This is a genomic window from Paenibacillus sp. FSL R7-0273, assembly GCF_000758625.1.
Taxonomy (GTDB): domain Bacteria; phylum Bacillota; class Bacilli; order Paenibacillales; family Paenibacillaceae; genus Paenibacillus_AQ.
Window position 1 is genome coordinate 253,463 of the sequence record NZ_CP009283.1, and the last position, 24,107, is coordinate 277,569.

The 24,107-nt window shown below is 51.9% G+C and carries 14 protein-coding genes; 7 read left to right on the forward strand and 7 right to left on the reverse strand.

The features are described 5' to 3' along the window. Positions 1-14: 14 nt before the first annotated feature. The 3 genes from R70723_RS01175 to R70723_RS01185 all read left to right on the forward strand — a co-directional run bounded on the left by R70723_RS01175 (position 15) and on the right by R70723_RS01185 (position 9,187). Positions 15-1,769: a hypothetical protein gene (locus R70723_RS01175; RefSeq protein ID WP_039869125.1), complete on the forward strand. Its 1,755-nt coding sequence runs from the start codon at positions 15-17 to the stop codon at positions 1,767-1,769. A 323-nt stretch (positions 1,770-2,092) separates the two neighbouring features. Further along, entirely contained in the window at positions 2,093-7,786 is a 5,694-nt protein-coding gene (locus R70723_RS34185) for a S8 family serine peptidase (protein WP_052421142.1), read from the forward strand. 153 nt (positions 7,787-7,939) lie between these two features. Beyond that, complete coding sequence (locus R70723_RS01185; RefSeq protein ID WP_039869126.1) at positions 7,940-9,187, forward strand: helix-turn-helix domain-containing protein; 1,248 nt, start codon at positions 7,940-7,942, stop codon at positions 9,185-9,187. Between the two features lie 62 nt (positions 9,188-9,249). Here R70723_RS01185 and udk read toward each other — a convergent pair whose 3' ends face one another. Next, on the reverse strand, positions 9,250-9,891 hold the full coding sequence (gene udk / locus R70723_RS01190; RefSeq protein WP_039869127.1) for a uridine kinase: 642 nt from the start codon (positions 9,889-9,891) through the stop codon (positions 9,250-9,252). A gap of 193 nt (positions 9,892-10,084) precedes the next feature. Between udk and R70723_RS01195 the strand changes: the two genes are divergently transcribed. Next, entirely contained in the window at positions 10,085-11,176 is a 1,092-nt protein-coding gene (locus tag R70723_RS01195; RefSeq protein ID WP_039869128.1) for a threonine aldolase family protein, read from the forward strand. Positions 11,177-11,421: 245 nt separating this feature from the next. On the opposite strand, the gene R70723_RS01200 is transcribed toward R70723_RS01195, so the two are convergent. The 5 genes from R70723_RS01200 to R70723_RS01220 all read right to left on the reverse strand — a co-directional run bounded on the left by R70723_RS01200 (position 11,422) and on the right by R70723_RS01220 (position 16,739). Then, positions 11,422-11,778, reverse strand: coding sequence for a VOC family protein (locus tag R70723_RS01200; protein WP_039869130.1), 357 nt, complete (start codon positions 11,776-11,778; stop codon positions 11,422-11,424). A 189-nt stretch (positions 11,779-11,967) separates the two neighbouring features. Continuing rightward, complete coding sequence (locus R70723_RS01205) at positions 11,968-13,482, reverse strand: oligosaccharide flippase family protein (RefSeq protein WP_039869132.1); 1,515 nt, start codon at positions 13,480-13,482, stop codon at positions 11,968-11,970. A gap of 44 nt (positions 13,483-13,526) precedes the next feature. Beyond that, the gene (locus R70723_RS01210) at positions 13,527-14,633 is read right to left on the reverse strand and encodes a polysaccharide pyruvyl transferase family protein (RefSeq protein WP_052421143.1); all 1,107 of its coding nucleotides are present in this window, start codon (positions 14,631-14,633) and stop codon (positions 13,527-13,529) included. After that, complete coding sequence (locus R70723_RS01215; protein ID WP_039869134.1) at positions 14,630-15,619, reverse strand: glycosyltransferase family 2 protein; 990 nt, start codon at positions 15,617-15,619, stop codon at positions 14,630-14,632. The genes R70723_RS01210 and R70723_RS01215 overlap by 4 nt, the downstream gene beginning before the upstream one ends. A 244-nt stretch (positions 15,620-15,863) precedes the next feature. Next, the gene (locus R70723_RS01220; RefSeq protein WP_039869135.1) at positions 15,864-16,739 is read right to left on the reverse strand and encodes an aldose 1-epimerase family protein; all 876 of its coding nucleotides are present in this window, start codon (positions 16,737-16,739) and stop codon (positions 15,864-15,866) included. A gap of 215 nt (positions 16,740-16,954) precedes the next feature. Between R70723_RS01220 and R70723_RS01225 the strand changes: the two genes are divergently transcribed. The 3 genes from R70723_RS01225 to R70723_RS01235 all read left to right on the forward strand — a co-directional run bounded on the left by R70723_RS01225 (position 16,955) and on the right by R70723_RS01235 (position 21,040). Next, on the forward strand, positions 16,955-18,181 hold the full coding sequence (locus R70723_RS01225) for a Zn-dependent hydrolase (protein WP_039869136.1): 1,227 nt from the start codon (positions 16,955-16,957) through the stop codon (positions 18,179-18,181). Between the two features lie 253 nt (positions 18,182-18,434). Then, a complete protein-coding gene (ald, locus tag R70723_RS01230; protein WP_039869138.1) occupies positions 18,435-19,568 on the forward strand; it encodes an alanine dehydrogenase in 1,134 nt (377 codons plus the stop codon). A gap of 215 nt (positions 19,569-19,783) precedes the next feature. Beyond that, positions 19,784-21,040 carry a PucR family transcriptional regulator gene (locus tag R70723_RS01235; RefSeq protein WP_052421144.1) on the forward strand — a complete coding sequence of 419 codons (1,257 nt, stop codon included), beginning with the start codon at positions 19,784-19,786 and terminating at the stop codon, positions 21,038-21,040. Between the two features lie 137 nt (positions 21,041-21,177). Here R70723_RS01235 and R70723_RS01240 read toward each other — a convergent pair whose 3' ends face one another. Continuing rightward, a complete protein-coding gene (locus tag R70723_RS01240) occupies positions 21,178-23,943 on the reverse strand; it encodes an O-antigen ligase family protein (protein WP_039869139.1) in 2,766 nt (921 codons plus the stop codon). Between the last annotated feature and the right edge of the window lie 164 nt (positions 23,944-24,107).

Below are 24,107 nucleotides of genomic sequence, written 5' to 3' on the forward strand. Positions count from 1 at the left end.
ATGGAGGAATGACAATGTATAAGCAACTGGTGGACAGCAACGACAAGGCAGTGGAAGAAGGCCTGTCCCGGCAGGTGCTTGATCCGGAGAGCCGCTATTACGGAGGGACGATTGATCCGTACACCGGTGTTGCCTGGGTTAATCATACAACCGGTACACCGACAGAGATGTGTTACTGGGGAGCCGCGCTGGTGAATCCTGATTCAAAATACTACCATGATGAGCAGCTGCTGGGCCGCCTGGAGCTGGCTGCGGCATTCGTGCTGCACCGTCAGCATGCTGACGGCACGATCTCCCCGGGCTGGACGAACTATCATTCCCCGCCGGATACAGCCTTCGTCATTGTGGGCTATGCCCAGCTGTATCAGCTGCTTGTCCGTCAGGAGTGGGCGCCGCTCGCGCCTGTGCTTGGCAGTATGCGGCTGTTTCTGGAGCGTACCATTCCCGCTATGCTTACGGGCGGCGGCCATACGCCGAATCACCGTTGGGTAATCAGCGCTGCGCTCGCCTGTCTGCATGAGCTGTTCGGACTGCCGGAAGCCGTCCGCCGTGCAGAGCAGTGGCTGGCGGAAGGCATGGATATTACGCCGGACGGGGAGTGGACCGAGCGCAGCAACGGCATATACAGCGCAGTCAGCGATATTATGCTGATCCATGCCGCCCGCCTGCTGGACCGGCCTGAGCTGCTGGAGCCGGTCCGCCTGAACCTGCGGATGATGGTCTATCTTGTTCATCCGTCTGGTGAGGTCGTGACCGATTACTCCGGACGGCAGGATCTGGGACATGTGCATGACCTGTCCCCTTATTATCTGCCGTATGCCATCCTTGCCCGTCAGGATAACGATCCCGTATTTGCAGGCATGGCTGAATGGGCCGGCCGTGCGCTCAGCAATCCCGGTGTCTGCTCCGTAAATGTGCTGGTACGGATGCTGCTGGAGCCTGAGCTCCAGCAGCCGCCTGCGGCGGAAGCTGCCCTTCCTGAGAAATACGAAACCGTGCTTAACGGGGAGTTTCTGCGGCACGGCTATCTGGCAGGCATGGAGGCCGCGGGCCATCAGGGGCGGATCTCTCACAGCCGGCTGCATACCGATTTTGGGGCTCCGGTGGCCCGCTACCGGGATGGCGATACCAGCGTAACACTCATGACGGAGACACCATCGTTCTTTGCGCTGCGCCATGGCGAAGTGCGGCTGCTGGCCGTGCAGCTGGCCTCGTATTTCAGTCCCGGCTATGTGCCGATGCAGGATATGATCAGGCTGCCGCAGGGCTACCGGCTGACCGGAGAGCAGAAAAAGGGCTACTACGGGCCTGTAGAAACTGGGCTTTTGCCTGAATCGGCCGGAGCGGCAGTCAGTCCATGGTACCTGCTCCCGCATCATAGCCGTCTGCTGACCCATGAGCAGACCTTCCGCGCAGAAGTAGACGCTGAGCGCACCGGTACAGGCTGGACTCTGCGTCTGCAGGCTGCGGAGCCGGGAGAGGTAATGAGCCAGCTGTCCTTTATTTTTGGCAGGGAAGGCAGCTTTACATCAGGTGAGCTGCAAGATCTGGGAGAGGACTGCTATCTCTGGACCGGCGGAGCCCTCCGTTATGAATGCGGGGAGGACTGGATCGAGCTGACCGGCGGTGAGGCAGGACATCTGGCTACATCGGTACGTGAAGCGAAGCTGCAGAATAACTGCAAGGCGGTGCTTGTTAACCTGATGACCCCTTTTGATAAGGAGATCACGATTACTCTTTCTCCTTCGCTGATTAAAGAGCAAAATTAAGGCAGGATGTTATATATATGTTTTCTGTATAGCCTCATTTGGGGTAAACAGAGCAGTAGAGACGGCCGCTTTCAGCAGAAGGCGGTCTTTTTTGCGCTTTTCTGGCGGGGCTGGTCCCGGTTTATCCGAATAAATGACAGTGATTTGACTGATATTCCCTTATTTTCTATGAGCTGAAGCGCGGAATTACCCCAATTTACAGTGAAAATTCTACAGATTATAGTAAGTAAAAAAATTGGGTTTACACCTGTTTTACAGAAGAGAGCAGCTGGCTTGGGAGTAGAAGATTTTATTTGTTAAATATGAATGTATGGAGGGTTTAAATGAAGCGCAGAACAATGAACCGCTTATTTTCCGGTACAGTTGCCGGAGGACTTCTGATTTCCACTTTGCTGGCTCCGGCCGCCTTTGCGGCGCCGTCCGCCGGCGGTACAGTTACTCCGGAGCAGGCGGCAGCCATCCTTAAGGGCCTGACCCCGGCACAAAGACAGGCGCTGGAGCAGCTTAGTGTCAGTGCCGGACCGGTAATCTCGCCCGGAATCAACACGGAGAGCACAGAGCTTGTTAACGTCATCGTCCAGTTTATACCTGAACCGGCGGTAGTAGCCGGTCTGGCAGGCCCGGGCAGCGCCAAGAAGTTTTCTTTGACCTCCGCGGAGGATCAGGTAGAGCAGTCCCATAAGGATTTTAAGGCTTTTATCAATCAGCTGAAGGCCAATAATCTGGAGAGCAGCCGCAGCGCATACACTTATAACCCGTCGGATATTTCAATTTATCAGGAGTACCGCGAGGCCTTCAACGGTGTGGCAGTGACCTTGCCTGGCACTGCTGTGCAGGCTTTGGCGGGCTCCGGTCTGGTCAAGAAGATCTGGAATGATACTACCGTGCAATTGCCGGCAGACACGGTGATTCCTACCGATCTTACAGGGGAGGACACCGCCGCTGATGAGACAGCGGGAGAAGAGACTGCCGCCAGCAAGCTGATGATGGAGAGCTTTCCGGTCATCGGGGTGGACAAGCTGCATAACGAGAACATTACGGGTAAAGGCATTAAGGTAGGGGTGCTGGATACGGGGATTGATTATAACCATCCCGATCTGACCACCGTCTACCAGGGATACCGTAAGACTGAAGGTGAAGATCCGGCCGCTGTCGATCCGTCTGCTGTAAAGGGCTGGGACTTTATCGACAATGATGCCGACCCGATGGAGACAACCTACAAGGATTGGGTCGCAGCCGGCCAGCCGGAATCCGAGTCAGAGTATTACACTGCCCACGGTACACATGTGGCAGGGACCATTGCCGGCCAGCAGATCAATGCTGTCGATTATGCAGTCGAGGGTGTTGCCCCGGATGTCGAGCTGTACTCCTACCGTGTCCTGGGGCCTTATGGATCAGGTGCGAACAGCGGAATTATCGCCGCAATCGACAAAGCGGTCCAGGACGGAATGGATGTCATTAATTTGTCGCTCGGCTCAAAATTAAATGATCCGCTTGACCCTTCCTCCATCGCTATTAACAACGCGATGCTTGCCGGGGTAGTCAGCGTGATCGCTGCCGGCAACGATGGCCCTTCAGCCGGCACGCTCGGAACGCCGGGCGCCAGTGCACTCGGAATTACCATCGGTGCCTCCAGTGTGCCGATCACAATTCCTTCCGTTACGGCTTCCGTGTATGATGCAGCTGTTCCTGCAGCTGCAGAGGGGGAGGCTGCTGCCGTTACGGATACGGTCTATCAGCCGCTGACGATGAAGCTGTTCGGTGAAGAGTTTAACTATGAACCTGCCAGCATCGTTGGTACAGAGCTGGAAATCGTATACGCAGGCCTTGGTAAGGCTGCGGATTTCACCGGTCTTGATGTTGCAGGCAAGGTTGCGCTTATCGAACGCGGGGAAATCGGCCTGAACGTCAAAATTAAAAATGCCGCCAAAGCAGGTGCGGCAGCGGCTCTTATCTATAATAATACAACCGGATATATCGACAATTATCTGGGTGAGGCAGCTGGATTTATTCCGACCTTCCAGATTCTGCAGTCCGAAGGTGTGAGCCTCAAGCAGATGGATACACCATGGATCAGCTTTAAAGCTGCAGAGGATGTATTGTCTGAGGGTGATACGCTGGCTGACTTCAGCTCGCGCGGACCTGTATCCGGAACAGACAACATTAAGCCTGACCTGGTAGCACCGGGTGTCGCGGTATTTTCAACGTATCCGGTATATATGAATGATCCGGTGAACCAGAGCAATTATAATATCGCTTATACCCGGATGTCGGGTACCTCCATGGCAACTCCGCATGTGGCCGGCATCGCAGCGCTTATCCTGCAGGCACATCCGGAATACACGCCTTTTGATGTCAAAGCTGCCCTTATGAATACCAGCGTTGACCTGATTAAGGACTATTCGATCTATGAAGTCGGCGCAGGACGGGTAGACGCTTACCGTGCCGTTCATGCAGAAACGGCCGTTAAGGTGCTGGATACCACCATCAGCGCTACCGCCGACAATGAATATGTTGAAATTGCCGATATTACCGGTTCTCTTAACTTCGGAAGCGTATATGTCGAGGAAGGGGAGACTGCTTCGGCCAGCAAGCTGCTTGAGCTGGACAACCGGGGGGAAGCCGGAAAGACCTACCGCCTGGAGCTCGAGCTGCCTTCGGACGCCCCGATCACACTCGGCAGCGATGAGATAAACGTTCCCGCACAATCCGCTGCAACGTTTAACGCTGAGCTGCTGGTAAATGATTCGGTGCCGAACGGAACCTACGAGGGGTATATTCATGTAATCAATGAAGCAGATGCCGCGGACGTTTACCAGCTGCCGCTGCTCATCCGGGTGTCAGACAAAGGACTCGCTTACCTGGAGATGGATCCGCCGGCAATCTCCAACAACTATGTGACGCATACCTATTCCAACCGGGTTACTACCGCATTCTTCTCACTGAAGAGCCCGATGGAGACACTGGATGTCTTCCTCAAGGATTACAAGACCGGAGAGGTACTGGGATTCCTGGGCACTGTGGACACTAAAGGCATTGCTGTAGGCAAAGACATTATGCTGTTCAATTTATTCAAAGGCTATGCCTATCCGTTTACGGAAGACGGCGGCATCTCTGAGGTCTCCCGCTTTGTTCCGGAGGGCGAATATGCACTGGAGGCATTCTCTGTAGATGCTAATGGTGAAGCCTATCAAGTGGAATCCCCGATGACACTGGTAGATAATACGTCACCGGAAATTTCGCTCAAGACTACAAATGCTGCCGGTGATACAGCTTCAATGACTACACAGATCATTGAGGTGGCCGATGATTCGCTGTTCACGACAGAAACCTTTGAGGGCAAGGACATTTCGGCCATTTGGGTACACGGAAACATTACTGACGGCAGCATCAAGCAGCTGCAAGAGGCAGGCTATGCCTATGATCAGGGCGACAATACGGTATCCTATTATGAATATGGAAGTCCGTTTATGTCCGGTTACTTCAAAGCCGATGAGAACGGGGATTTCCGTTACGGGATCACGAAGGAAGATTTTGCATCGGAGCCTTATGAGCTGCGGCTCTTTGGCTGGGACCCTGCAACGGTGGGGACGACCTGGCTGGGCAATAAATATGTCTATCTGACCCCGGACACGACATATGCACTAGCCGAGCTTAGCCGGAAATCGGTGCAGGCAGGCGATACCTTTACAGCAACGATTAATATGAATAATTTGCACGCCTTTACCGGAGCCGAGTTCACCCTTGAAGACGTTACAGGTGTCTTCGAACTGGAGTCGATCGGGGCAACCAGCGAGCTTAAAACGCTCGCGGCGAAGCAGGGAGCTACGGTAGATGTTCAGCGGGATGCACAGAATGAATTCTACAGCAGTGTAAAAGTAAATCTGCAAGGCGACAATCTTGCGGGGATCGACGGCGATGTGCCGCTGCTGACCCTTAAATACAAGGTAGCCGGGGATGCTTATTATAATAAGGTGGCTACCCTTCGGATGATCGATCTTTTCGTGAACAAGGCCGGAGCGGAAGAGGCTGTATATACGCCAGCTTATACAATGGATTATATGGATTTCGAGTCCCGCACCTCGCGTCTTTACGGTTACGTAAGTCCGGAAGCCTTTATGGTAAACGGCGAATATCTGCAATTCGGCAAGGATTACAGCAAGATGAATTTCGAAGTGTATGCAGAAACGGCATCAGGTGAACAATACACGGCGACCATTGAAAGAAATGCCCAGTATAATATTAATAACATTCCTGTTACCGATGAGGTAATTAAAGTAACCTTTAAGTCTCCGGGCCACACCTCGCTCAGCTATTCAACAGTTAATTACAAGATTGAGAATGGCAGACTGATCGGTGCGCAGCAACTGCTGTCACTAAATGGAGCAATGGCCGGAGATATTAACGGCGATGAAGTCATCGACATTCTGGATTTGAAGCAGGCCGGACTGGCTTACCAGACCAGTGATTCCAAGTCAGATATTAACCAGGACGGAATTGTCGATGATACAGATATCCAGTTTATTGTGAACAACTTCCTGAAGCTTGGCCAGAATGCCGCGGCCGGTGCAGCTGCCAAGGACAGTATCGGAGGCGTTGGCCTGGATGAGATGCTGGAACAGATCAAGAATGGCACGCTGACGGATGGCGGAACTGACAACGGAGGCGGCACTGATAACGGAGGCGGCACTGATAACGGAGGCGGCACTGATAACGGAGGCGGAACCGAGAACGGAGGCGGAACCGACAACGGAGGCGGAACCGACAACGGAGGCGGAACCGACAACGGAGGCGGAACTGACAACGGAGGCGGCACCGACAACGGAGGCGGAACTGATAACGGAGGCGGAACTGACAACGGAGGCGGAACCGACAACGGAGGCGGCACCGGCAGCAGCAATACTGGTAATGCTGCCGTGATCACAGAGCAGACTGTATCAGCCTCTGATTTGGCGGCCGTATCTAACGGCGTGGCTGCCATTGATGGGAAGGCAGGCGTTCCAGTGAGGCTGCCGGCCAATGCCGGTGAGCTGCTCAAGGGTAGCAGCCTGTCGGTACGGACCGATGAAGGAACGGTAATGATCCCGGCTGAAGTGCTGTCGGCACTGGCGGCACAGGGGAATGACAATAATCAGGGGAATATCTATCTGAATATTGCAGCCAAGACAGTGACACCAGTATCCGCAGAAGCGGGTGTGACCCTCATTTCTGGAGGTGCCTACGACTTCAATCTGTCCTATAAAAAAGCGGGCGGGGAGGAAGTCCGGCTTGCAGCCTTCCCTAAAGACGTACAGCTGACACTGTCCTTCAAGGCTGATCTGAATGCAGAGCTGGCGGGCATCTACTATCTGAATGAGAAGACCTCTGCCTGGGAATATGCAGGCGGTAAGGTCAATGAAGCACAGCATACAATCACCGCTAATGTAGGCCACTTCAGCACGTACAGTGTGCTGGCTTACGATAAGAGCTTTACCGATCTTTCCGCTTCACACTGGGCGGCTGGAGCCATTAAGGCATTGTCGGCGAAGCATATCGTGACCGGCCAGTCCGATACGCTGTTCGCTCCGGAGGCCAAGACAACACGTGCGGAATTCGTGGCGATGATTGTCAGGGCGCTGGGCATCAAGAGCGAGGGGACTGCTGCAGGGCAATTCAGTGATGTTGAGGCAGAGGCGTGGTATGCGGATGAGGTTGCTGCAGCGCATGCAGCCGGACTGGTGAACGGACTCACGGAGACAGCCTTTGCTCCGGACCGGAGCATTACCCGTGAAGAAATGGCCGTTATCGCCGTGAAGGCTTATGAATATGCGGCTGCCAAGCAGGCCGCGGCTCCGGCTGATGCCCGGCAATATAAGGATCAGGCATCTATTTCACCGTGGGCAGTCGAGGCAATCAGCAAAGCGGCCAGCCTGGACATTATGTCCGGACATGCGGGCGGACTGTTCGCTCCAAAAGCTGCGGCAAGCCGTGCAGAAACAGCGCAGACAATATACAATCTGCTGAATGCGGCAGAATAATAAGAAGTAATGGATTGTATGAAGAAGCCGGGAATTACCGCTGCAAGGCGGTGACCTCCCGGCTTTTTTGATGCAAAGAACTCCCGGCCCGCCTTTTCCCTGTATAATAAAGAGAGCTTACTGCTGTACTTTAACGGAAAAGAGGACTTGGGAATGACTGAGGGTAAAATCATCAAGCACTACCGGGAAAAGCAGCGTCTAACTCAGGGAGAGCTTGGTCAGGGCATTTGCTCAGTGACTCATTTAAGTAAAATCGAACGGGGTATCACCGAGTATTCACCGGAAATTATTGATTTATTATGCGACCGCCTGCAGATTAAAATGGCTGCAGAGGTGGAGCGCTTCATTCAGACCCAGCGCAAATTAAATGAATGGCATAATGCCATGGTCATGCAGCGGACGCAGGAAGCAGAGGTCCTGAAAGCACAAATTGAGCAGGAGACGCTCAGGGATCTGCCGGATTATAAAATTCCTTATCCCCTGCTGTTAATACGGTACCACCTGTACAATAATGATTTGAAGCCGGCTTCCCGGTTAATCAGGGACATTCAGAAGGCTGAACATCCTTCGCCTTATGTGCGTAACTATTTCAGACATCTTCAGGGGATATATTATTTTTTGTCAGGGCAATTTCTGGATTGTATCGGCGTGTTAACAGAGATCGACGAGTCGGAGTATACCGAGCAGGAGTATTACTATCATCTCGCGCTCGCCTATCACTCTATTCACTCCAGTATCATCGCCTATTATTATGCCGAAAAAGCGCTGCAGTATTTCCGCAAGACGCTTAATCTGATCCGGATCATTGATACGGAGACACTCATGCTGATTCAGCTTAGTGTGAAAGAACCGCATTCTTTTGCAATAGCCAAGCAATCTTATGAGAATCTGATCAAAGCCTGTGAGCTGTGCGGCTCTGCCGACCGCAAGTACAAGCTGCTCCATAACCTGGCCTATGAGCATATGCGCCGGGGGTTATACATTGAAGCGGCTGAAGGGTTCGCGCAGGTAATGGAGCTGGTGGGCGGCCCGGAGCATCCGTTCTACCTTAGTGTGCTCGACTGCTACATTACCTCCTGTATGGGAGCTAAGCGCCTTCCGGTTTCCGAACTGCTGGCGTTAACCTATCAGGGACTGACGCTGGCGCGGGAGCGCAAGGACAGCCGGGAAATTAGCTTTAATCTGCTGATACTGTCATTGAAGGAGGACTGGCAGCCGTATTACCGTTATATTGAGGAGGAAGCCCTGCCGCATTTCCGCAGCAATGGAGACACCTATACCATTGAACGCTACGAGCGCAAGCTGCTGTCTTACTATCTAAAGAGCGGGGAACGCGACAAGGCACTGGAGCTGTCGCTCTCAATGATCAGTGGCATGAGCAGCGGCCTGGAGGATTACTGAGTCGGACGCCGGGCTAAAAAAGAAGAGGCCGTGATTGCTCACGGCCTCTTCGTCCTGCCCTATTAACGTGCGCTTCCGTTCCACTGCTGATCACCCGACAGGTATTTGGCAGTCAGTACAGACAGCAGCTCAATGCCGACCTCATTCTGCCCGCCTTCGGGGATGATAAGGTCAGCGTATTTCTTGGACGGCTCGATGAACGCCTCGTGCATCGGCTTCACCGTCGTTAAGTATTGGGTGTGGATGGAACGGATGGTCCGGCCGCGTTCCTCAATGTCACGCAGCACCCGGCGCATAATCCGTACATCCGGATCGGTATCGACAAATACCTTAATGTTCAGCTCTTCGCGCAGCTTCTCGTCGGACAGCACATGCAGCCCTTCAACAATGACAATGTTGTTCGGCATAAGCTCGACAGTCTTGTCCGTAAAACGGGCATGAACGGTGAAGTCATATACAGGCGCGTAAGCCACTTGTCCGGACTTCAGACATTGAAGATGCTCAATCAGCAGCTCCGTGTCAAAAGCCAGCGGATGATCATAGTTGATCGCCCCGCGTTCCTCAAAGCTGAGAGAGGAGTGGTCTTTATAGTAGTTATCCTGGGATATGAACGTTACTTTGTCTGTTCCAAGACGGTTAATAACGGAGCGGGCTACCGTTGTTTTGCCGGAACCGGTCCCGCCGGCGATACCAATAATAAGCATGGTGTTGTAATAAACCTCCCTAAGCAATTGCCTTTGCAATTTCAATATTGTAGCACAGCGCAGGACTTATTTCACCTTGGATACCGGGAATAAACCGTGAATTTTTGAAAAAAATCAGGTTTTCTGCCGGAAAATGCTATAATCTTAGAACATTGCTTATGAACAGTATACCCGAAGGGAGCAGTCACACTTTATGCAGGAACAGAAAACATTGCTGGAGGCCTATCATTCGGCTTCCATTCAGCTGGCCGGACACGGTAAACGGGATGTGGAAGTGCTCAAGCATGCCTTTGCTGATATAGATGGCAGTATAGCAAGTGATATGTACGGCAGCGGCGCGGTCATTGAGGACTTCGAGGCGGAGATGGCAGCTGTGCTTGGCAAGGAAGCGGCGGTGTTTTTCCCGAGCGGGACAATGGCCCAGCAAATTGCCCTCCGGATCTGGTCTGACCGCAAGGGGCTAAAGACGGTAGCCTATCATCCTCTCTGCCATCTGGAAATTCATGAGCAGGACGGGCTTAAGGAGCTGCACCACATCAAGCCGGTTCTGCTGGCAGACAAGGACCGCCTGATTACGCTGGACGATGTCCGCAGCATCGGAGAGGACATCGCCTGTCTGCTGCTGGAGCTGCCGCAGCGTGAAATCGGCGGCCAGCTTCCGGAATTCGCTGAGCTTGAGGCCATCTCCGCCTACTGCCGGGAGCAGGGAATTAAGCTCCAACTGGACGGGGCGCGGCTGTTCGAGGTGCTGCCTTACTACGGGAAGACGGCTGCAGAGGTCTGTGCGCTGTTTGACAGTGTATATGTTTCCTTATATAAAGGCATCGGCGGTATCGCCGGGGCCATCCTTGCAGGCAGCGAGGATTTTACAGAAGAGTCGAAGATCTGGAAGCGGCGGCACGGCGGCGATCTGATCAGCCTGTATCCGTATATCCTTCCGGCACAGGCTTATTTCCGGCAGCGTGCCGGCCGGATGGGGCAGTACTACGAAGAAGCCAAAGAACTGGCAGCGTTATTCAACGGCTGCGATAGAGCTGCTACTCTGCCTGAGATCCCGGTCTCTAATATGTTTCATGTCCATTTTTCACTGTCCAAGGCTGAGGTGGAGCCGGTACTGATCCGGATAAGTGAACAGACCGGCGTAGGCCTCGCCGCTAGGCTGAAGGAGACCGGACCAGACTCCTGCTCCTATGAGCTAAGCATCGGCGACCTGTACAGCGGCATACCCAAGGACAAGCTTAAAGAGACGTTTGAGCTGCTGGACCGGCTGCTGGGTGAAGTCTGATTAATCTTGTCGGGCCGGATAGCTGCACAATGTACAACTAAAGCCAGTAAATATCAGCCTCTGCGGCTTATAACTGCAGTCTGTGCAACTAAATCTGCCTATTATAGCCCAAATCAGCATTTCGAGCCCGTTTAGTTGCACAAAGTACAATTAAACGGGCTCGTTTTTAATAATTAGCCGTTTTAGTTGCACAAAGTGCAGTTAAGCACAGGGTGTATCAGACAATTTGCAGCTAAACCGATACGCTACCCCTCCAGCAGCAATATCTTATTCCCGTCCAAATCAGCCAGCGGCAGTTCCTTGCCTCCCCATACGGCAGTCACTGGAGGCTCCAGCTGAACGCCTTTTCCGCTCAATTCAGCATACGTCCGGTCCAGATTATCACAAGAGAATACAAAGTTAACCCTGCCTTCGCTGGACTTACCCCATTTATTCTCATCCCAGATTACGATTACTGGAGCTTCCTTAAGGAAGCCTAAAGAGACGCCGTCATAATGCTCATCAGGCTCTATTACGGGTATCCCCAGTTTCAAATGGTAGAATTCTACCAATGCCTTCGGGTCTTTGGAAGAGATGTTAACACACTGATATTTAACAATCATACTGCAGCCTCCCGGGTCTCGATTGGTTTATACGCATTCTTCTATTCTGCCTATTGTTCATTTTTTACATTATCTAACTTTTTTATTTTGATAAATGACATATGTTACGAAAAAAAAGACACCCATGGGGTGTCCTAACAGCGTACGATTAAAATTTGTCCTGCCCGTAGAGCATCTGCTCCTAACCGCTTAAGTCTGGCTGCGCAGAACAACCTTCCGCATCGGCCCCCTGACGATCTGCTTCTCATCCGCGTTCATGCTGAAGATCCACATGGTAGCCGCATACAGCATGGAATAGAGGATTACATACAGGCCCAGCTGGAGATAGGAGGTAATGCTCACATACGTCAGCAGGTATCCGCATACGCCGCCAAGCAGCACGACCGGAGTGAATACCTTGACGATCTCCTTCCAGAAATAGAAGATGTCGAATTTCAGCTTATACTTATAGTAGATATTATTCAGGACGACGTTAACGATCATGCCTATAGCCGTAGCAATCGCACAGCCGGTGATGCCCCAGACCCGGATGAACAGCAGCGTCAGAATGATTTTCAGGATGGCGATGGAAAAATAGATCAAGGCCTTAACCTTGTGCCTGTTCATCGCCTCCAGCATCGTGGCGAACAGCGACTGGACGATCGAGGTGATCTGCGGAATGATTATGATCAGCGCAATCGTGTACGCATACCGGTAGCCTTCACCCAGCCAGATCAGAATGAACACCTGCCCGAACAGCACAAACCCTGACACTATATAGCCGACGATGAGCGCCTGGATTCTGCCGATTTTGACGAGCTCAACCATCAGCCTGGCCTGGTCTGCGCCTTTGACAATCATTTTGGTAAGCTTGGGCAGGTAAAAGCTGGACAGCACATTGGAAAAGTTCATAATGTACGTGTTCAGCTGGGTAGAAATCGCATAAATCGCGATTGGAGTAGCGCCCAGGAACATACCGATGATCAAAGGATCGGCATTTGTATACAGCTGAAAGGCAATGGAGGACAACAGGATGTAGGAAGAATAGCTGAACACTTCCTTGAACAGCTTGCTGTCAAACGTACTGAATTTCACAACCATCTTCATCTTGTACCGGCAGACAAAGTAGTTAGCCAGCCCGATAGCGATGTTCAGTCCAAGGGCGACGGAAACCATTCCGACCGATCTCAGGCCCATGAACAGCACCAGCACCATCATCGCCGGAGAAATAACCACCCGCAGCAGATTGATGATTTTGAGATATACAAAGCGTTCGTAGGCGGTAATGATGGAGCTGTAGATATTCATCGGGAATGAGATCGCTACATTGACCGCTGCGATGATGAAGATCGTCCGGAGGATGCCTAGCTCAGTTTCATTGAGACTGGTAAAAATCGAATTGAAATTAAATACCAGAACCAGGCTGGCAAGCAGGGCAAGGAGGCCGATTCCCGAGAACAGCACCAGAAACATCCCGTTGATGTTCCGCTGGCCGTTCGAATCATTTTCAGAGATGAATTTGGAGTTGAACCGTACAACCGCACTGCCGAAGCCGAGGTCCAGCAGCACGATATAAGCGATAATCGAGTTCACCAGTGAATATAGCCCGTATTCCGATTTCCCCAGAGTCGAAACGATGTAAGGCGTGGAACCCAGGGAAATAATCACACCGAGAAAGACAGAGAGATAGGTTATAATTGCAGCAAGTTTTATATTGGTTTTCAAGAGTACATCGCTTCCTCGCTACAGAAAATGTCGTGGTGAATGCTCTAGGCCGTTACGGTAGAGGATGAAGAGAATTCATCTCTGCCAGCCGACAGGGCCTCAATGATCTGGTTGTAATGACGGGTGGAGAAATCATTGTTGTACCGCGGAGCCGGGAGCCCGCTAAGCTCCTCAAGCAATGCCGGAATATCATTAATATCGTTAGTGAACTTGATATAGCCGAGATGCTTGATCCATTCGTAGCTGCCTACGACCTTGTAATTGTAATTGCCGAGTGCGATACAAGGAGTAGAGGTGATTGCCGCAAAAATCATCCCGTGCAGCCGGTCCGTAACGACGATTTCCGCCTCCTTGAACTGGTTCCAAAGCTTATACAGCTCATGCTCCCGTTCTTCAACCGGGATGTAACGGATGATGCAGGTATCGGAATAAGTCAGCTGGTCAAAAGCCTGCGAGACGCTGTTATGGATGGTTTTCTTTTCCGCTTCATTAAAGATACTTTCCTTATCCGCTCTGATGCACATAAGAGCGCCGCTGCGCGCTTTTTGCGGCTCCGTAATATCCAGCGACATTACAATGTCCGGAGTCAGCAGAACATCGTTGTTTTTGAAGTTTTCCTTCATAATTTCGTACGATGTTTTTTCTCTGGCTACGAGAGTCAGATCCTTGTGGGCGCTGTAGAGGGCTTGCGTTTTTTTGAACTCCTTGCGGCCTAGCTCGGTATCACCAAAGTAAATGGTCTGAGGGAATAGGATGATTTTGTTATTGGGGAAATTGCCGATGATCTTTCTGCGGACCTCTTCTTCTCTGAAATATTCGATGCCGAAATTTCCTCCGCCCTGGAGCGCGAAAATGTCATCAGGGGTAGAATACTCCATAAGACATTTCCAGTTAGAGGTCAGTCTGTCAGCTACAATTTCTATGAGCGTGTAATCCGGAAAAGCCTTCTGGAGAAAATTCATCTGAGCCATCGTTATCGCATGGTCGCCGAGATTATCATGTTCCGGAGAGCCGACTACAAAGATGGCCTTCGATTTATTCCTGTACAGGTCTCTGTTGGCCATATAGCCCCGGAAATAACGGTAAAATTCATTATTGCTCACATAATTCCGGAAGGACAGCGGCAGCATCTTATGAATAAGGTTGGTCATGTCAGGTTACTTCCCTTCACACGAAGTTTGGATTGATACAGCACTCTATATGTGTTGGAGCTTGTCAGAATAAGCAAAGTGGCTAATTTCATCTGCTTGCTGATGCTTTTGTTGCGCATTACCGCTTTAAGATGTTTGCTGAAAAAGCTGCCCAGCTCAGCAATAAATTCCTTATTGGCACTGTTTTCTCCGGCGATCATCTGGAGATTGCACAGCTCAATGCCCTCGGTCACGTTCCTGGCCAGGGATTTTTCAATCGCTTCAGGGTAGTTTTTATGCTTGATGTCCTCATACAGCTCCTTCCAGGCGCAGATCCGGTCATAATATTTCCGGTTATTCATCTTGCCTGTAATACTGTCACCTCTGCGCAGATACAAATATTTGGGGGAATCGAGGGAAACGACCTTTTTCGCCTGCATAAACAGCTTGTAGGTTGCGAACATATCCTCGAAATATCTGCCGACCGGATACCTTACCTTTGCGAACAGCTCCGCCTTATACAGCTTATCCCAGGCCAGATTCTTAATCTCTGTATCCTCCAGCAGCTTTTTGAATGCTTCTTCATTATTGTAGACACGGACCTCATGGGAGAACTCCTTATCCACATACACACCGTCTTCGACCTCCGTATGGCCGCACACGGCAATGTCTGCATCATGGGCAGTGATCAGGCCGTGCAGAGCCTCAAACATATCGGGCTCGATCCAGTCGTCGCTGTCCACAAAGCCGATATATTTGCCTGAGGCGATATCAATACCGTAATTACGCGCGTCGGACAGTCCGCCGTTCTGTTTGTGGATGACCTTAACCCGGGAGTCCAGCTCTTTATAACGTTCGCAGATTTCGCCGCAATTGTCAGGAGAGCCATCGTTTACAAGAATCAGTTCGAAGTCTCTGAAGGTCTGTGCGAGGATGGAATCAACACACTTGCGTAAATACATTTCAACTTTATAGATAGGCACAATGATGCTTATCTCCGGTTTCATGCAACAATCACTTCCTTTCAAAATAACGGATGACTGGGCCAGAGACAGAAGTGTCAACAAGATTGCGCTGTACGTACATTGTTAACTCGGCACAATGATTTGTAATTATATTACTATCAGAGTTAAAAGATTGTATATACTACTTTAGTTTACTTATAACTGCTTAATTTATTGCAAAAAAGAGCGCCGGAGCGCCGTTTCCGGCTGCTCAGGACGCTCCTGGTTTTTGAAGAAAAGCAAGGGTTTAGCGGATTTGGATCTTCAGCGAGCTGTTGAAATGCCCGCCCTGCGGAAGGTTGATTACGCCGGTCTTTTCCTGCAATTCTCCCGTGAAATCCTCTCCGTCGGCGATGCCCTGCCAGGGCTCGATGCACACGAACGGTGCATTCTTCGGCTGCCAGAGGCCGAGATCAGGGAAGCCTTGGGAGGTGACGGATACAGTTTGGTCTGTGAGTCTGCTTTTTAGCATAATTGTGTTTGATTTTACACCCTGAAAAATCAGCGCACCCTCCAGGAACATTTCATGGGAGAGGGACAGCTGCTGTCCGTTGTCCAGGACAGGGGCACTTTTGCCGCTGATGACAAGACCCTCATCATTCAGGAACAGACGCTCCAGCTGCTCCGGCTCGGAGAACTCCAGGTAGTTATCAGTGATAGCGCCCTGCCCGCCCAGCGGGCAGTTGAAGGCCGGATGGGTTCCAAGCTGAAAATAAATATCCTGCTCATCCGTATTCTCGACACGGTAGCTGATCTCGAGGGTGCTGCCGCTCAGGATATAGGTGAGCACCAGGCTGAATGTATAGGGATAGCTGGCCAAAGTCTGCTCATTCGAGGACAGCCGGAAGACAGCCTGGGTGTCTGTGGCTTCAACCAGTGTAAATTCGCTTCGTCTGGCAAAGCCGTGATTACCGATAGCGTAGGTGCTGCCGCCGGTGCGGATTTTTCCGCCGCGGGCCGCTCCGATGATCGGGAACAGCACCGGTGAACGGCCTGTCCAGAATTCAGCGTCCCCGCTCCAGATATATTCATTGCCGGTAGCCAGCAGCCTGAAGCTGGTCAGCTCAGCCCCCAGTGAGTTGATGACAGCTTCGGCATCCCCGCTGCGCAGTATAGTGTTCATGTATCAAATCCCCTTCCGTTCTCATTGTAGTGTTCATCCTGTTTTTACTTCGTGGCAGCTCATATTCTACCAAACTCTTCTGCTGTGTTCTAACACAACGTGAATATTTCCCAAAAAACATTATTACAGACTGTACAGTGAATAAAAATGGCATTGGTATAACATATAGAGAAAGCAATAATCACATGATCGTCCGATACGGAGGGGAATATAACATGCAAATGCAGCAGCTATTGGTGAACGGCGAGAGGCTGAAGAATACGATTGAGGCTTTTGCCGATTTCGGGCGTACGGATCAGAACGGGGTGACCCGGCTGTCGCTGTCGGAGCAGGATGTGCTGGTGCGTAACTATTTCCGTTCCTGCTGTGAAGAGCTGGGCATGACGGTAAAGGCTGATGATATGGGCAATATGTATGCCACACTTGCCGGCAGAGAGGAGGGGCCTCCTGTAGTGATCGGCTCTCATCTGGACACGGTGAAGAAGGGCGGCAGATTCGATGGGGTGCTGGGGGTAATCGCCGGGCTTGAGGTGGCAAGAACACTGGTTGACCATGGTATTACACCGCGTCTGCCGGTAACCGTTATGAATTTTACCAACGAGGAGGGTGCGCGCTTTGAGCCCTCGATGATGGCCTCCGGCGTGCTGTCGGGCAAGTTCGATAAGGCAGCTATGCTGCATAAAAAGGACCCGGAAGGGACGACCTTTGAAGAGGCGCTGCAGGCCAGCGGCTATGCCGGAGAGGCGGAGAACCGGATAACTGAGGCAACGGCTTATCTGGAGCTGCATATTGAGCAGGGCCCGGTGCTGGAGCGGGAGCAGCTTACAATCGGACTGGTGGACTGCGTAGTCGGCATGGCCTGTTATGAGATTGAGGTGACAGGCGAATCAGACCATGCCGGAACGACACCGATGGAGATGCGCAGGGATGCGCTTTTTGCGGCTGCAGACATCATTACCGAGCTGCGGGCCAAGCTGGGCAAGCTTGATGCCGGGCTCGTATATACGATGGGGCGGATGAATGTGCTGCCGAATATTCACACCGTTATCCCGAATAAGGTGATTTTTACAGTGGAGGCGCGGCATAAGGATATGGACATCGTGCGTGAAGTGGAGACAATCATAAACGGCCTGCCGGATGAGCTGCTAGAATGCACGGTTCATACAAGCAAGCTGTGGGGCCGTGATACCGTCTGGTTTGATCCCCGGATTTGCGGTCTTGTAGAGCAGGCGGCGATCAATCTGGGTTACCCGCATAGAAAGATAGCCAGTGGAGCCGGCCATGACGCCCAATTCGTTGCAGGCTTTCTGCCTTCGGCAATGATTTTTGTACCCAGTGTGAAGGGGAAAAGCCATTGTGAAGAGGAGCTTACCTCCTACGAGGATTGCGAAAAGGGCGTAAATGTTGTCCTGGAAACAGTGCTGTCGGTGCTGCGGGGTTAACGGGTGTTACTAAACATTACTTCTGATAGCGATACGAAGTATTAAGAATGTCCAAAGATACAAGTGGAGGCGCCGTCAGCGGTGTCTTTTTTTTTGCTGTCTGCGTAGTTACAATGCAAGGCCGCAGCGGCACCCATTGTGTTAAAACACAACCATGGAAGATAATGTTTTTCTTTTTCACCAAAATACACAATTAAATAGCATGTTATGATTCTTTACATAAGATAAACACATAAGACGGGAGCGATTAACAATGATTATTGGCGTACCTAAAGAGATTAAGAATAACGAAAACCGTGTGGCGATTACCCCTGCAGGTGTTGTCAGCCTGGTGGCCGAAGGACATAAAGTACTGGTGGAAGCCGGAGCCGGAACGGGCAGCGGCTTCCTGAATGAAGAGTATGCTGCTGCGGGTGCTGAACTGATCGCAGACGCAGCAGCGGTATGGGCGGCCGCTGAGATGGTTATGAAGGTTAAGGAGCCGCTGGAAAGCGAATATGGCTACTTCCGCCCGGATCTGATCCTGTTCACCTATCTCCACCTTGCTCCGGAGCCTGCACTGGCAGCTGCTCTGAAGGATAAAGGCGTATTCGCTATCGGCTATGAAACGGTTGTTGACGGACGCACGCTGCCGCTGCTGACGCCAATGAGTGAGGTGGCAGGCCGCATGTCAGTACAGCTTGGTGCACAGTTCCTGCAGAAGAACCACGGCGGACAAGGCATTCTGCTCTCCGGTGTTCCCGGGGTCAGCAGAGGCAAGGTCAGCATTATCGGCGGCGGCGTCGTCGGAACAAACGCAGCGAAGATGGCGATCGGCCTCGGCGCTGAAGTTACTATTATCGATCTGAGTGCGGACAGACTGCGCCAGCTGGATGATATTTTCGGCTCGCAGATCAGTACGCTGATCTCTAATCCATATAATATTGCCAAAGCCGTAGCAGAGGCTGATCTGCTGGTTGGGGCGGTACTGATTCCGGGTGCCAAGGCGCCAAAGCTTGTAACCGAGGAGATGGTCAAAGCGATGAAGCCGGGCTCCGTCATTGTCGACGTTGCGATCGACCAGGGCGGGATCGTTGAAACGATTGACCGTGTAACCACCCATGATCATCCGGTATTTGAGAAGCATGGCGTCCTGCACTATTCCGTAGCCAACATGCCGGGTGCTGTAGCCAAAACCTCAACCATTGCATTAACCAACGTAACGGTTCCTTATGCCCTGCAAATTGCCAATAAAGGGGTGTTCCAGGCCATTGAGGACAATGCAGGCCTGAAGAGCGGCGTCAATGTGGCTAATGGAAAGATTACCTGCAAGGCCGTGGCTGAAGCTCTTGGGGAAGAGTACTTCACGGTAGAGAAAGCAGTAGAGCAGGAGTTTACGCTGATCTAGCACAGGCTTAGCCCAGGAGACAGAAGGAAGGCATACAGGAGCTATAAAAAGAGCAGAGGGTAACACTTTTTGAGCCGGCGGATATCCGCCGGTTTTTTTGACCCGGATGATGTCAGGTTTTCTTGCATCATTCTATAGTCAGCTGCGGTCCTGAGTAATATAATGTAAACACCTATAGTGCAAGATCCGGGATTCTTCAGGCTGGGGTGGGGACATTGACAGAATCAGAGCCAACATTTGACCGTTTTTTTGATAGCATGGAAGCACTGGCTGATACGATCAGCGAATCATTGCAGGCACAGGTGACGATCGAGGACAGCAATCACCATGTCATCGGCTACAGCTCCCATCAGTTCGAGAGCGATCCTGCGCGCATCTCTACGATTATCGGCAAGCGGGTGCCGAATACGGTCATTATCGGGCTGCGTAAAAAAGGCGTCATGCACCAGCTGGAGCATGCGGCACACCCGGTCCGCATTCCGGCGGTGATGGAGGTCGGGCTGGGCCCGCGGCTGGCGATGTGCATTAAGCACCGGGAGGAGATTCTGGGCTATATCTGGGTGGTTGACCAGGGGAATCTCGCGGAGGGGTACGCAGAGGAGATTGTCAAGAAGGCGGCCGGCATTGCCGGACGCTATCTCCTGAAGCAGCGCGGCTGGAAGACCAGGCAGGATAAGGCGTTCGAGGATTTCTTCTGGAAGCTGCTGACCTCACACTATGAAAGCGAGCAGCGCATCCGCCAGGAAGCGGAGACAGGCTCAATCCTCCTGCCTGTCAGCTATAATATCGCGGTGCTGGAGAGCGGAGAGGATATCGGCGGACAGCTGGCACAGAAGCTGCGGCAGATGCTGGAGACGTATCCGGGGCAGCGGCTTGTGCTGCTGACTGCCGGGCATGACCGGCTGATCCTGCTCTTCACCTCCCTGTTTGGTGCAGACAATCCGGAAGCGCTGACCGCTTTCCTGCATAAGCTGCTGCAGGATATCTCCAGAAATGAAGGCACCCTGCTGACGGCAGGCTGCAGCCTGAACTACCGGGAGTATACCTCAGCCGCGGCTGCTTACCGTGAGGCGCTTGCTGTACTGGAGCTGCGGAAGCTGCTGCCTTATCATACACGGCATTTGCTGCTGTATGAAGAGCTTGGCTTCTGGGCGTATATGCCCGCTATTGTTGAGAGCAAGCGCAGCTTAGGACGAAGGGCGCCATTACTCCGGACGCTCCGTGAGCATGACGGTGAGCATAAGAGCGATTTCGTGAAGACCATCGCCGTATACCTGTCGCTGAACGGCAATCTCAAGGAATCGGCTGCTTTTCTGCATATTCACACAAATACGCTGATGTATCGGCTGAACAAAATTGCAGAGCTCACCGGGCACAGCCTTAAGGAGACAGACTACCGCACATCGGTATACCTTGAGCTTCTATCCGAGGAAACGGCACAGCTGAACAGCTGGTTCCAGGAGGGCGGCTGAACCGCATCTGTGCCATAAACGGGGTCTTACGGATTCTGTCCGGCGGATATTCATGATATGTAAATCTGCTGGAGCAAAAAGCAGCCGGTCACGGATGAACCTGTGACCGGCTGCTTTATTTGTGAGAATGTCTTCCGCTACATTGCGGCGGCCTCTTCGATTTTGGCAGCCTCCTCAGGATCAGCGGCAATTAGTTTATTGTATACCTCATCATCTTGGGCACGGCCCAGTCTCTTTAATGCGGCCAAATACCAGCGGGCCAGCTCACGGCTGGAAGGGTCATTGTAATCCTCACCAAGCCGGGCTTTGAACGTGCTGGCTGCTGCATCCGCACTTCCCGAGAACAGCTGAAGCTTGCCGGCACTAAGCACAAGCGAAGCGGGGAGGGCAGAGGGATCATTGCTGTTATCGAGCAGAGCCTGCCGGTAAGCCTGAATGCCAAGGTTGAAATGGTATCTCATGGCAACCTCCTCCTGTTCGTCATTCATCTGGTCGCCAATTTGACTGCGCATAGTCAGCCCGAGATTTAAAGCCTGGGCCAGCAGGGCGTTATACCAGTCTGTAGACCAAGGTTCCGGCTGCAGCGCCACTTCGGCATATCCTTCGGTAAAGCCTGCCTTGAGAAGCCCGGCTGCCGCAGGATCATCGCCCTCAGCCTGTTTGATTTTACCGATGCTTAAGGCGATCAGAGGTGTAATATTAAAAGGCCGTCCCTGCAGCTGGGCTTCCGGGAGGGTGGACAGATATTCTATTCCATCCAGGACATGCTGATAGTGGGCCAAGCCGGCGCTGAAATATTGCTGCTGCTTGCTGTTATCATTGTTAGTACGGGCTTCATTACCAATAGCAAATGCACGGCTGATCATATTCTCATACCAGTTAATGTCCCAATTAAAGCGGCGGGCATTATCGGCGTAAACATTATAGGCGGATTCCGGCTGATTCAGGATATCGTAATAACTGATCAGCAGGTTAAGCAATTGCTTGTTGTTTGGCTCCTGCTTAAGCGCGCGCTCCAAGACGGCATATGCCTCCTGGGCAAATTGCCCGTTCTGTGTCTGCTTGTACACTTGCTGATCCAGACCAGACAGCAGCGCGGATGATTCCGGGTGGGTTTTCCTGTAGCTTAGCGCCTTTTGCAGAGGTGCTGCAATTTCTTCATATGAATTACTGACCGCAGATATTTGTTTGGCTTTTAGCGCGGCATTGCTGGAGCTGACGGAACGGGCGGAGAATACCAGCAAGGCGATGGAACTTACGGCCAGAGCGGCCAGATACCCGAAGCGAAGCCCCTTCTTGGCCCAGCCTGCGGGCAGCGGCTTGCTGTGCATGGCGTTCGCCATACCGCCCAGTCCCAGAAAGACGAGAATGCCCATAAACGCATAGCTCATATTAAAATCAAGCAGGCTGTGTACGAGAATAGACAAAGCAATAATGAAATAGAAAAATCCGTTTGTGAAATCATCCTTGTCCCGCTTAAGGTAGCCGCGGATATATTTGATAAAAATATATAGAATGAAGCTCATGAAAATAATAAATCCGATAATGCCGACCTCTATCAGATACTGCAGGAAAAAGTTATGCACCTGGCGGCTGATATAAGGATTATTCTGGTATTGCTCGAATAAGGCAGACCAGCCTCCGCCTCCGGTGCCGAGCAGCGGGTAATCCTTGACTACTTTCAGCGCATCCTTGTAGAAGGTGAAGCGCTCCAGCACACTGTGCTGATTGAAGTTAATGTTCTCCAGCCGGGTTTCCATATTGTCAGGCAGGACCTTTTTCAGGCTGGTACCCAGCAGCAGAAAGGCAATCAGCGCGGCCAGTGTTACGGAGACGAGCGGCAGCCACAGGCCGGCAAGCCTGCGTCTGCTCCAGCCGCCCAGCTTGGTGTTAAGCCATGGAGCGGCATAGCGCTGAATAACCCAAGCGATGACTGCGGTTAGCAGGGATGCGGCGGCAAGATAACCCCAGCCTCTGGCGGCGGTGCCTGCATCAAAGGCAGTATTCAGTTCCGTACCGGCATTGGTAATAGGGTTTATAACGGCCAGTGAGGCGATTCCGGACACCGCAAGCTGAATAATCCATAGAATCTGCTGTGCAGGCTTAAGCAGCAGCAGCAGCAGAATGAAGACAACGGGAAGCAGCACCAGACCGCCGCGTGACAGCGTCAGGAGCAGAGAGACCAGGATAGGTACAAGCATCAGGGAATGGATAAGGGTAGCGTACCATTTGCGGGACCGGTTCAGGGCGAACAGCGCCACGAACAGAAACGCCATGAGGAAGGCGGCATATGTATTGGCGTACTGAAAAACCGAAGTCAGCCGCAGACCGTTGGAATCGCTCATCACGGCATCCAGATAAATTCCGCTCGACACTGTATCGGAGAACCAGCCAACCAGACCTCCGGCTACCTTGCCCGCCCCCAGCCAGTTCAGCAGACCAAAGCCGACAATAAAATAGGAAAGTGTAAGCACGGCGCTCTGAATGATGAGGTCTGCACGCTTATTCCGGAGTAACAAAAGAGCTACAATAAATACCGCGCCATAAGTGCTCTGAATATAAAAGAGGTTCATAGCATTATAGTGGGATACGGCGACGAAAAGAGATATTGCATAAGTCAGCGGCAGCAGCAGGCCCGCCATGGCAAGAATATCCCGTTCTTCTGTGAATGTAAGCTGTTTGTAGAAGGCGGCAATCCATAGCATAACCAGCAGAGAGCTCAGCAGCGCAGCGATGTACAGCGGCTGTTCAAAAACTAGCGTTTGTCCATTAAACAGTCCTACCTGAAACGGCGCCCAGCATAGAAATAAAATAAAAGCTGCGACAAGCAACAAAACAAGGGCCGGTAATTTTTCGTCGTTGACCGGCGAAGAGGCCCTTTTGCCATACACTGGAGTTGACAATGGTATAATCTCCTTTTTCTGTATTTACGTTGCTATTTTAGCATACTGCTTCAGGAATACGCTACATAACAAGCGGATTGCCGCTTGGCCCTGTGTTTTACCGGAAACTGTAATTTTTTTCATTTAAAAATCGCCTTAATGTGCACAATCTGCAGTCCCGACAC